Below are 11,592 nucleotides of genomic sequence, written 5' to 3' on the forward strand. Positions count from 1 at the left end.
CCATGTTACGATGCCTTATAGTCGACGATGAGCCTTTGGCCCTGCATATACTGGAGGACTATATATCCAAAGTGCCTTTTATGGAATTGGTAAAATCAACTACCAATCCTATTGAGGCGCTGACCATGGTGCAGGATGGCAATATCGACCTGGTGTTTCTGGACGTGCAAATGCCCGAACTAACCGGCATCCAGTTTCTGCGCATTGCCAACGGTAAAACCAAGGTTATACTGACCACGGCCTACCCGCAATATGCGTTGGAAGGTTATGAGCTGGACGTAGTTGATTACCTGCTAAAACCTATAGCCTTCGACCGTTTTTTTAAGGCGGCACAGAAGGCACAAACTATCATTCATCCCTCAAAGGCTACTGCGTCTGCCGACCATCTTGTGCAGCAGACCCACCAGCCACCGAATGATTTTATGAGCGATTTTATTTTTGTGAAAAGCGAGCATAAGATACAGAAGGTGTACTTGCACCAGATATTGTTTATTGAGGGACTGAAAGACTATATCTCTATCTTCACTTCCACCGAACGTATCATCACCCTGCAGAATATGAAGAAGATGGAAGACACGCTGCCGTCGCAGCATTTTGTGCGGGTACATAAGTCGTACATTGTGGCGCTCAACAAGATCGACAGCATAGAGCGCAGCCGCATCCGCATTGGCGACAAGATCATCCCGGTAGGGGACACCTATCGCGACGATTTCTTTAAGATCATCGACGGCAAGAACGTATAGACCCGGACATTTGAAAGGGGGGTCTACCAGTGGCTATCTGTTTCATTAAAAATGAAACACTTTGAAACACCTGAAACACTTTTATGTGATAACTTCCTGTAAATTAGATTATTGTGAAAATACGGTGAAACACTTTGAAACAGTAGTAATACTTTAGGTAAAATTGCTAACCTTCTGTTTTCAAGTGTTTTAAGCTTTTTTCTCGGTATTTTAGATAATTGAGGGTGAAACACCTGATTTGTCATTCTGAATTTTAAATCGGCGGCTTCTTAAAGAGGCATGACATGGGTTATTATGTCATGGATAGTTTTAAAATCCGGGACTCTGAAGAGCATACAATGATTTTTATTTCGATGTCATCTCGACCGTAGGGAGAGATCTATATATGCTAGGAATTGCTTGTGTATAGATCTCTCCTCGTTCCTCGTCGAGATGACATGCTCCTTTTCTGTCATGCGCAACGCAAAATCTCATATAAGGGATGTAACCGCAAGGTAAGCCCGGCTTACTTAATAACTTTCTTAACTATATCTTTACCGGCTTAACCGTATAACCCTTTAGCCTAAGCTGGTTGATCAACCCGTATTGTCCAACCAGGTGTGCAGCTCCAACTACTATAAATGAAGGTTGCTCGTTCATAATTCCCGGGGCTTTGGTTATCCATTTAAGGTTTCTGTTCTTTAGCATTTTATCGCCTAACTCGGGCGATGCATTGTTTTTTGCCATAGCGGCATTAACCATTTTTTCTATTCCGTCAAGATCTTGTTGCAGGTAGAGCGCGTATAGTTTTCGGCCTTCGTCGGCAAATTTTTCTTTTTTCGCGGCCATATCCAGCAGTTGCTTTTTTTGCTCGGCTATCGGCGCACCAAATATCAGCTCGGTTTGCTCTTGCATGGTTTCAAAAGCAAGTACTTTGTCATTTAGCCGTTTGCCCTCTTGTTGAAAATACATATCGATAGGTGGATTATCAGGGCCAAACGTTTTTACCATATCATGTTGCGATATCAATAGCTGTACAACGGAAGGTTTAAAAAGGTTTAATGTCGAAATATTCATTCCGGTAGTAGCTGTCGTGTAATCACCTATTGTTTTATATTCGGCAGGTGTATATAGCTTTTGCAAAGTAAGGCTATCCTTAAGCATCATCTGGTCGGCCATACCGGTTATGGCGGCCGAATCCATCAGTATCTCGCCCACAATGGCTTTGCATGAACCAAAATATTTTTTAATGCCCGATAAGCTATCCGCCAATTTTTTGCCCGCAAAATGATAAGTGCCAAATAGGTATGACGGCGCTTTAAGGCCATTACCGCTAATTTCCCAAAGCAAACTGTTATTTTTCTGAGCGTAAGTATTTGTAAGCAATAGCAGGCATGCTAAGGCTAAAATGGTTTTTTTCATAATGTGGTTTAGGTTAAGTTTAGCTTTTATTGGTTAAGCGCAATTTTAATGCGATTCTCAGCTTCTTTAACTATTTCTTCAACTGTACCGAAGCCGGGCTCTATAGGTTCCAGAACTTGCCAGGTCATTTTAGTAAAAGTGTTAAGCGGATATAAGCCATATTTGATCATTTCCCATGAACCATCAATAGCAATAGGGACAATGAGCGCGTCAGGACATTTTTTTAAGATGATAGCGATACCGCCCGCTTGAAAAGGTTTTACCTTGCCTGTTTTTGAGCGGGTGCCTTCGGGAAATATTACTGCCGACCACCGTTTCTCCTTCATCCGGGTGCCCAGCTTGCCTATTTCCATAAGCGACTGGCGCGGATCATTGCGGTCGATATTAGCGCCGCCCCCCACTTTTAAGTTGTATGAGATAGAGGGGATGCCCCTGGTTAGCTCGATCTTAGATATAAACTTGGCGTGATATTTACGCAGGTAATAAATTAACGGCGGTATATCAAGCAAGCTCTGGTGGTTAGCCATAAAGATGATGGGGCGGCCTGCGGGAAGGTTTTGTTTATTGGTAAAAGTAACCGTATTGCCCACCAAATATACCGTGCTAAACAGGCACAGGTTTAAAAGGTCGACCACTTTTTTGTGCGCGCTGTAACCAAACAATTTATAAGCTAACCATTGTAAAGGCTGAAAGATCACCAGTACCACCATAAAGGCAATAATGGCAATCGGCGATAAAATGTAGCCTAAAAATTTTCTCATACTAATCAAAAAAAATTGCGGCGAAATTAAGAATATTTTGGTAATTACAGGTTTATACGGTTTTCTGATAACAGCAGTTTTACCTTTAAAAGGGCTGCTACCGTTACCGAGTCGGTAATCTCTCCATTACAAACCATACTGTAAACGTCGTCAAACGGTATTTTTCTGATAGTGAGTTGCTCGGTATCTTCGGGTTCTGCTTCATGTTGTTCAAGACCGGTTGCGGTATATATAACACAGTATTCGTCAGTTACTGAGTTGCTTAGGTGCATGGTTTGTATTTGCGTCCAGTTAGCAGCGGTAAGGCCGGTTTCTTCCAATAGTTCGCGTTTGGCAGCGTCCAGCGGGTCCTCATCCAACGGCCCCCCACCCTCGGGTATCTCCCAGCTGTACTGGCTTAGGGTAAAGCGGTATTGCCCTACCAGGTAAGTATTCAAGTTAGCATCCAGCGGCACAATACCGATGGCCCGGTTTTTAAAATGCACCTTGCCATAAATGCCCGGGTTGCCTGACGGGTTGATCACCTGGTATTCGGTCAGGTTGATCCAGGGATTATTATAAACCTCTTTTTCGGCGGTTATTTGCCAGGGATTTTCTTCGGGATGCTGCATCGATAAAATCATTTTGAAGGTGACAACACCTCGCGGGTAACACCTTCTTTAACCATTTGCTTTTCGGCAATGCCAAAATAAGGATTTTTTATCAGGCGGCTGTTGCTTAGCCAGTAAGCATCCTTAGCCTGGCTATATTGTCTGTAAAGCATAAATGGTGTCAGTTTCAGATCTTTCAGCATGCTATACATAGCGTTTGATAAAGCGGAAAACTCTTTGCGCTGCGCTTCAATAGACGTAGTCTCGCCCATTGCACGGCTGGTACTTTGCAGGCGGCTCAGATAATTGAACCACGCGCTATGTTGCTGGCTGTTCATGTCTTTATCAGGTACTGTATTTAAGTCAAAAACAAACTTACCTGCCTTGTTTTGCGCCAGCGATACCTTGTTGGCCAATAAGGCATTCTTTAAATCCAGATAATCATTAACAGCAAGTTTCAGTGCAAAGCTCAATCCGCGTTGCTGTGCGTTGGCAGGGTTAAAAACTAAAGTAATCAGTGTTAAGGCCAAAGCAGTTTTTAATAATTTCATACGCGCTAATCCGGGACTGTGGTATCAAAAAAAGAGCGATAGTTTGTCTATCGCTCTAAGTTAAAAAAATCAAATCAGAAAATATTGTTATAATCCGAAAGCAGCTTTTACTTTGTCTACATAGTCCAGTTTTTCCCAGGTAAACAACTCAACCTCTCTGGTAACTACAGATCCGTCGTGGTGAGTGAAGGTTTTAGTTACGGTAGTGTTTGGTTTACCAAAGTGGCCATAGGCAGCAGTTTCACTGTAGATTGGGTTACGCAGTTTAAAGCGGGTTTCAATAGCATATGGGGTCATGTTAAAAATGCTTTCCACCTTTTTAGCAATCTCTCCGTCGCTTAAACCAACTTTAGCAGTGCCATAGGTGTTTACATAAATGCCCATAGGTTGAGCAACACCAATAGCATACGATACTTGTACCAATACTTCGTTGCAAACACCGGCAGCAACCAGGTTTTTAGCAATGTGGCGGGTTGCATAAGCAGCAGAGCGGTCAACTTTTGAGGGGTCTTTGCCAGAGAATGCGCCACCACCATGTGCACCTTTACCACCGTAAGTATCAACAATGATCTTGCGGCCGGTTAAGCCGGTATCGCCATGCGGGCCGCCTATAACGAATTTGCCGGTTGGGTTGATATGGTATTTAATATCGTTGTTAAACAAGTGAACGTATTTTGGATATTTCGCCTTTACCCGCGGGATCAGGACACCGATAATATCTTTGCTGATCTTTTCTAACATCGCTTTTTCGTCACCAAAATCATCATGCTGGGTTGAAATAACGACAGCATCAATACGGGTAGGTACATTATTGTCATCATACTCTAACGTTACCTGCGATTTCGCATCGGGGCGCAGATATTTAATATCAGAATTTTCGCGACGGATAGCAGCCAGCTCAATTAATAAAGCGTGAGCCAGGTCTAATGCCAATGGCATATAGTTGTCTGTTTCACTGGTAGCGTAGCCAAACATCATGCCCTGATCGCCGGCGCCCTGCTCTTCTTTGGCCTGGCGGTCAACACCCTGGTTAATATCAGGCGACTGCTCATGAATGGCTGACAGTACACCGCAGGAGTTTCCGTCAAACATATATTCGCCTTTGGTGTAACCAATTTTGTTGATCACGTCGCGGGCAATTTTCTGAACGTCTAAATAAGCTTTTGATTTAACCTCGCCAGCTAACACAACCTGGCCGGTAGTAACCAAAGTTTCGCAGGCTACTTTCGATTCAGGATCTAAAGCCAAAAAGTTATCAATTAGCGCGTCCGAGATCTGATCGGCTACTTTGTCCGGGTGTCCTTCTGATACGGACTCTGATGTAAATAAGTATGGCATTTTTTTAAATGTATTAATAAAGTAAAAAGAAGAAGGACTTAACGGGAACTTTGTAAAGAAGATGGGTTTAGCACTTTTTTACGTGGTTGCAATCCGGTCTTGACTGGGCAAGACGACTAAATCAGTCCACTATCGGCGCCAAAATTAAAACAATTTTTACAAAGCCGAAAATACATTTACTTTTGACCGCCAAAAAAATATTTTGTTGAAACGGAAGACGTTATTTATTATTAACCCAATATCGGGTGGGAAGAAGAAGGATGGGGTGCCAGAACTGGTTAAAACTCATTTTAAGGGGGATGCAACAATAGTATTTACCACCGGAGTATCGCATGCGCATGAGGTTGCTGCAGCCGCAATAAATGAATACGATATGGTAGTTGCAGTAGGCGGCGACGGTACAATTAACGAAATAGCATCGGCATTGGTGGGCAGTAAAACCATTTTAGGTGTGGTGCCATGCGGGTCGGGTAACGGGTTATCTCGTTTTTTGCAGATACCGATGGATACCGAAGCGGCTATTAAAAACCTTAATTCGGGCAATATAGCAATGATTGATTCTGCGCGGGCTAACGGTAAGCCGTTCTTTAATATGGCAGGGATGGGGTTTGATGCCCACATCAGTGAAGTCTTTTCGCACGAAAAGGCGCGGGGGTTCATTACCTATGTAAAATCGTCGTTGCAAGAGATTGTAAAATATAAACCGCAGGACTATCATATTGAAATTGACGGAAAAGTTTATGAGCGCCGGGCTTTTATGTTAAGCTTTGCCAATTCGTCGCAATACGGTAATAATGCACACGTGTCGCCGCAGGCCTCTGTACAGGATGGTTTGCTTGACGTTTGTATTATCAAGCCGTTTCCGTTATACCGTTTTCCGGAGCTGGTTGTCCGGATGTTTAATAAAACGGCAAACAAATCGAGCTTTGTTGAAATTATCTGTGGTAAACATATAGTGGTAAAACGTAAAGCCAAAGGGCCATTACACCTGGATGGCGAGCCGGAAATTGCCGAGGCGGAGGTTAAGGTCGATATCTTGCCCGCATCATTAAACATCCTGGTGGGCGGCAGCTTTAACAACGTGGCTTAAAGAGATTATTTATGTCGAAGAAAAATAAAAATATTTCAGGCGTCATGTATTCAACTGATCCTGATTTTCAATATAAGGGCAGTAATGAAGCTGTAAAGCAAACATTGCCTCCGCAGCAGCAAAATCTAAAGATATATCTTGACCGTAGAGGTGGAGGTAAAATGGTATCGGCTGTCGGCGGATTTACAGGTACAACCGATGATCTTGAAATACTTGGAAAAAAACTTAAAACCAAATGCGGTGTTGGTGGTAGTATAAAAGACGGCGAAATATTGATACAAGGCGATTTCAGAGACAAGATAATGGGCTTGTTACAAGCCGAAGGCTACAAAGTAAAAAAAGCCGGGGGATAATATTAATAATATACTTTATTACGCAAAATCAGAGCATGGATGATAATATGTAACCGGGTGATTGTTAGTTAAATAGAAAAAAGCATTCAATTTGATTTTTTGACTAATTTTTTAGTTAATATTGTGAAGTAATAAAAATATTTGGCCATTTGCTTGTTTTAGTACATAAAGGTGCTAATATTGCGTTACCGATTATAAATAATATTTAAGCAATTACACTTACCCCATATAATGTATTTAAAAAGTATACGTTATAAGTGATGTTGCCGCTGCGGAGGGAAAGTGTTTTTATTGGACAATCTTATTAATACAGAGCTATTAGCCTTTGTAAGGTATTAAAACAGTTTGTTGAGTACAGTTTATTGAGTAAGATTTATAACAGGATAATTACAGGTTTATAACAGTATAATTACATAACTTTTGCAGTGTGTAGCTTGCTAATTAAAAAAATAATAAGTTTTATTGTAAAAAATTGTTGTAACAAGTATTGTTTTTACCCCGGTTAACGCTTCGTTAAAGCGTATAGAAAGGGCAACATTAAATTAATGTTAAAGAATAACAAAAGTCTTTTTTTATTTATGTAAAATTCTATTTTTGTTATCCGCTAAAAAAAATGCATATAATTAACTAACTAAAAATAAACAAAAACTAAAATCTAAAATTTAAAGTAATGGCAAACGCACCAACAAAACCAACTACCGTTAAGAAAGAAAGCTCAAGTGCATCTAGCTTGTTCGCTACCTTAACTATTCCTCTTTGTCTTGTAGTTACCATCTGTATTTTCGTGTTTATATTGGCAGACCAAAGCCATTACAAAGGTGGCGATGTTACAAATGGTGAGCCAGTTGACGTATTCGGTATTATTCACAGAGGTGGTTACCTGGTACCATTGGTAATGGGTTACGTATTAATGGTAATTGTATTCTCTATCGAGCGTTTTATCGTTATCGGCAAAGCATCAGGTACTGCAAGCATCGACGCTTTTGTTAGAAAAGTACAAGGCTTTTTAAGCGCTGGTAACATTGAAGCAGCATCTGCAGAGTGCGACAAACAAAAAGGTTCAGTAGCAAACGTTATCAAATCAGGTTTGAAAAAATACCGCGAAATGGAGTTGGAAACAACTTTAGACGTTGACCAAAAAACATTAGCGATCCAAAAAGACATCGAAGAGGCTACCGCTTTAGAGATGCCAATGTTGGAGCAAAACTTAACCATCATAGCTACCCTGGTATCTATCGGTACATTAACCGGTCTGTTAGGTACGGTAATCGGTATGATCAAGGCGTTCCACGAGTTAGCAGGCACTGGTGCAAATACATCAGCATTATCAGCAGCTATCTCTGAAGCGTTGGTTAATACCGCGTTAGGTATCGGTACTTCAGCTATCTCAATTGTAATGTACAACGTATTTACATCAAAAATTGACGGCTTGACTTACGCTATCGACGAAACAGGTTTCAGCATTGTATCTACATTTGCTGCAACCCATAAAAACAAATAAATTTTAGTGTTAGTATAATCAGGCCCGGTAAAGGCCGGGCCTGATATTTAACTATTTCATTAACACTATATTTAAACAAAGATTATGGCTAAAGTAAAAGTCCCACGGAAGAGTACAGCAATTGACATGACGGCAATGTGCGACGTTGCCTTTTTGCTGCTTACCTTCTTCATATTATCTGCAAAACCAAAAGTTCAGGATCCGATACATGCGGACATCCCTGCATCTACAACTATAGAAGCTCTGCCTGAGTCTGATTTTTCAAGTCTGTTAGTTGCTCAGGGAAAGGTGATTTTTAGTGTGGAGGGTGCCGACGTACGTATGGAAACGCTGAGAGGTATGGCAGATCAGTATAAGATCAGCTTCACACCAGAAGAGATCAAGCAATTTGCCAGCATTGACAATTATGGATATTCAATCCAGTTTTTGAAACAATATCTGGCTATGAGCAGCGCAGACAGAGCAAAATATCCGGCAACCGGCGTGCCTGTAGATACTACCGACAATAATGAGCTTTTCTGGTGGATTAAAAACGCTCGTAAGGCTGATAAGCTGGTTCACAACAAAGAGCTTAGAATTGCAATAAAAGGCGACGCCAAAGAAGAGTATCCTACTATTGCGAAGATCATTAAAACCTTGCAAAAGCAAGAAGTTAACAAATTTGGTTTAATTACATCGTTAAGAACGGTGGCAAAATAAAGAAACATGGCAGAATTAGATACCTCCGGTGGGGGTAAAAAGGACGGTGGTAAGGTAAGAACCAAGAAAAAATCGACCCGTGTGGATTTAACCGCAATGGTGGATTTGGCCTTCTTGCTAATCACTTTCTTTATCCTTACCACAACGCTGCAAAAACCCAAAGCAATGGATTTGACCATGCCGGATAAAGATGAGAAAAATAATAACCAGCTACCTGTACCAGAAACCCGCACAATGACTGTATTGTTGGGTACAAACAACAAGGTAGAATGGTTTATGGGTATGCCTACAAACCCGTTAACGGCACCAACCGTTACCGGTTTTGGTAAAACCGGCATACGCGAATCTTTACTGGATAAAGGCAAAGAGGTTTTAGCAAAATCAGGCAAACCGATGATCGTATTGATCAAGCCAAGCGATAAATCTACTTATTATGACATGGTTACCATGATGGATGAGTTGAATATTGTTGGTAATGAACAACGTGCTATTGTCGAGATATCTCAGCCTGAAATTGATCTTCTGAAAAGAGATAACATTTATTAACAGTAATTTAAAATTTAAAGCTTCAAATAATGCTTAGATCTAAATTAGACATATTAAATCCAGAGTGGATCGACGTTGTTTTTAGCGGCAGAAACAAATCTTACGGTGCGTATGAATTAAGAAAGAATAGCCCTGGCAGAACTATTCGCGCTCTTATTATCGGTGCTGTATTTTTCATATTTGTAATTTCGTTACCAACAATTATCAATAAGATCAAAGGATTTATTCCTAAGGCTCCGGTAAAAGTAAAGATCACCGACGTGGTGTTAACGCCACCTCCGGTTGATCAGAAAAAACTGCCTCCTCCGCCGCCACCAGAACCGCCAAAACCAAAAACGGATCAGGTGAAATTCCCGCCTCCGATTGTAAAACCGGATAACGAGGTACATGAGGAGCCACCAAGCCAAAAGGACCTGCAAACATCAGATCCGGGTCAGAAAGATCAAAAGGGTGACCCATCAGCCGATATCAGGATTGATGAGCCCGTAGGTAACAGCGACACCAAAGCCGTTACTGAGGAAGATCCTAACAAGATATTTACTCAGGTAGAAAGACAACCGGATTTCCCGGGCGGTATGGAAGCCTTCCTTAAATACCTGGGAGATCACATGAAATTTCCTGCTGTCGACAGAGAGAATGGCGTGAGCGGGAGAGTTATCTGTACTTTCGTAGTTGAGAAAGACGGTAGATTAACCGATATCGTTGCAGTACGTGGCCCAAGCCAAACTATGAAGGACGAAGCGATCCGCGTATTGAAGAATTCACCAAAATGGTCGCCCGGTTACCAAAATGGTCGCCCGGTTCGTGTATCTTACACTGTTCCAATCAACTTTACATTGGATACCGAATAGAGTATGTCATCATATTCTCGTAATAAACAGAAATCGCTCCAAAGGCGATTTCTGTTCATTTTTGGAGTTTTTGCATTTATTTGTTATTTAGCCGCCGGTCTGACCGTAATTTTTTGGGATGAGATATTGCCCGATTACGGCATTAAAAAGACAATATTTGGCATACTCCTTATAATTTATGGGGTTTACAGATTTATAAGGCTATTTAAAAAAGAAGACATTGATGAATAAACACACGGGGTTTTTAATTTTGTGCTTATCTGCACTGGTTTGCTTGCAAAGCTGCAAGCAAAAATCGGCCCCGGCAGTGCAGGAAGAAACCGTTAATTCCGGTACTATAAACATAGCCGCTGATGAATCAGCACAGCCTATTGTTGATGAGGAGGTTTATATTTTTAAACGATTCAACGAAAAGGCGCGCCCCCAAATTTCTTATCAAACAGAAAACACCGTTTTACGGCGTTTGTTAAACGACAGCGTAAGGTTTGCCATTTTAGCGCGCGAGCTGAACCCTGAAGAAAAAAAGATTTTAACCGAGCGCACACTACCGCCGGTAATTAACCGTTTTGCTATTGATGCGGTTACATTTATTGTAAACCAGGCATCGGCAGACACACAGATGACTGTCAGCGACGTAAAAAAAATGCTTAGCGGCCAGGCAAAAACCACTACAGATATCGTGTTTGATAATCCAAACTCAAGCTTAGTAAGGTATTTAAAGGATTTTTCAGGAAATAAAGACTTTAAACTAAAGAACGTTTTTGCTGTCAAAAATAATAAAGAGGTTATAAAGTACATCAGCCAGCATCCGCAAGCCATCGGCATAACCGGGTTTGACTGGTTAAATGATCCGGATGATGATTATGCAGATGCGGTAAGGAAGGTGAAGATTGTAGGCATAAGGGATGAAAACAGTAAAGAGGCTCCCAACCAATACTTTAAACCATCACAAACAACTTTGGCGCTAAAACAATATCCCTTTGCACGAAATTTGTACCTTGTCAACTGCACGGGCAAAATGGGGCTCGCGTCAGGTTTCAGTCAATTTATATTGAGTGAGCGTGGGCAAAGGATAATTTTAAGATCGGGCATATTGCCCGACTCACTGCCTCAAAGGGAAATTATTATTAAACGAAACTTTTAAACACATACTAACTAAAAATTAATT

The 11,592-nt window shown here is 41.3% G+C and carries 13 protein-coding genes; 8 read left to right on the plus strand and 5 right to left on the minus strand.

Translation table 11 applies throughout. The features are described 5' to 3' along the window. The first annotated feature begins 2 nt into the window (after nt 1–2). Entirely contained in the window at nt 3–743 is a 741-nt protein-coding gene (locus ABD772_RS10890) for a LytR/AlgR family response regulator transcription factor (RefSeq protein WP_345103942.1), read from the plus strand. A gap of 525 nt (nt 744–1,268) precedes the next feature. Here ABD772_RS10890 and ABD772_RS10895 read toward each other — a convergent pair. From ABD772_RS10895 to metK, 5 genes are all read right to left on the minus strand, one after another. After that, entirely contained in the window at nt 1,269–2,144 is an 876-nt protein-coding gene (locus tag ABD772_RS10895) for a TraB/GumN family protein (RefSeq protein ID WP_345103945.1), read from the minus strand. A gap of 26 nt (nt 2,145–2,170) precedes the next feature. Then, entirely contained in the window at nt 2,171–2,905 is a 735-nt protein-coding gene (locus ABD772_RS10900) for a lysophospholipid acyltransferase family protein (RefSeq protein ID WP_345103947.1), read from the minus strand. A gap of 44 nt (nt 2,906–2,949) precedes the next feature. After that, nucleotides 2,950–3,516 carry an NUDIX domain-containing protein gene (locus ABD772_RS10905; RefSeq protein WP_345103949.1) on the minus strand — a complete coding sequence of 189 codons (567 nt, stop codon included), beginning with the start codon at nt 3,514–3,516 and terminating at the stop codon, nt 2,950–2,952. An 8-nt stretch (nt 3,517–3,524) separates the two neighbouring features. Beyond that, nucleotides 3,525–4,046, minus strand: coding sequence for a DUF3347 domain-containing protein (locus tag ABD772_RS10910; protein WP_345103952.1), 522 nt, complete (start codon nt 4,044–4,046; stop codon nt 3,525–3,527). 87 nt (nt 4,047–4,133) lie between these two features. Then, the gene (gene metK, locus ABD772_RS10915) at nt 4,134–5,384 is read right to left on the minus strand and encodes a methionine adenosyltransferase (protein WP_345103955.1); all 1,251 of its coding nucleotides are present in this window, start codon (nt 5,382–5,384) and stop codon (nt 4,134–4,136) included. A 205-nt stretch (nt 5,385–5,589) separates the two neighbouring features. Between metK and ABD772_RS10920 the strand changes: the two genes are divergently transcribed. The 7 genes from ABD772_RS10920 to ABD772_RS10950 all read left to right on the plus strand — a co-directional run bounded on the left by ABD772_RS10920 (nt 5,590) and on the right by ABD772_RS10950 (nt 11,568). Next, a complete protein-coding gene (locus ABD772_RS10920; protein ID WP_345103958.1) occupies nt 5,590–6,474 on the plus strand; it encodes a diacylglycerol/lipid kinase family protein in 885 nt (294 codons plus the stop codon). 11 nt (nt 6,475–6,485) lie between these two features. After that, nucleotides 6,486–6,827, plus strand: a complete 342-nt coding sequence (locus ABD772_RS10925; RefSeq protein WP_345103961.1) for a translation initiation factor — start codon at nt 6,486–6,488, stop codon at nt 6,825–6,827. A gap of 670 nt (nt 6,828–7,497) precedes the next feature. Beyond that, nucleotides 7,498–8,328 carry a MotA/TolQ/ExbB proton channel family protein gene (locus ABD772_RS10930; RefSeq protein ID WP_345103964.1) on the plus strand — a complete coding sequence of 277 codons (831 nt, stop codon included), beginning with the start codon at nt 7,498–7,500 and terminating at the stop codon, nt 8,326–8,328. A gap of 84 nt (nt 8,329–8,412) precedes the next feature. Then, the gene (locus ABD772_RS10935) at nt 8,413–9,027 is read left to right on the plus strand and encodes an ExbD/TolR family protein (protein WP_345103967.1); all 615 of its coding nucleotides are present in this window, start codon (nt 8,413–8,415) and stop codon (nt 9,025–9,027) included. A 6-nt stretch (nt 9,028–9,033) separates the two neighbouring features. Continuing rightward, complete coding sequence (locus ABD772_RS10940; RefSeq protein ID WP_345103969.1) at nt 9,034–9,573, plus strand: ExbD/TolR family protein; 540 nt, start codon at nt 9,034–9,036, stop codon at nt 9,571–9,573. Between the two features lie 29 nt (nt 9,574–9,602). Continuing rightward, the gene (locus ABD772_RS10945) at nt 9,603–10,424 is read left to right on the plus strand and encodes an energy transducer TonB (RefSeq protein WP_345103972.1); all 822 of its coding nucleotides are present in this window, start codon (nt 9,603–9,605) and stop codon (nt 10,422–10,424) included. A 223-nt stretch (nt 10,425–10,647) separates the two neighbouring features. Next, the gene (locus tag ABD772_RS10950) at nt 10,648–11,568 is read left to right on the plus strand and encodes a PstS family phosphate ABC transporter substrate-binding protein (protein WP_345103975.1); all 921 of its coding nucleotides are present in this window, start codon (nt 10,648–10,650) and stop codon (nt 11,566–11,568) included. The last annotated feature ends 24 nt before the right edge of the window (nt 11,569–11,592 follow it).

Source organism: Mucilaginibacter panaciglaebae, from assembly GCF_039539265.1.
GTDB lineage: Bacteria > Bacteroidota > Bacteroidia > Sphingobacteriales > Sphingobacteriaceae > Mucilaginibacter > Mucilaginibacter panaciglaebae.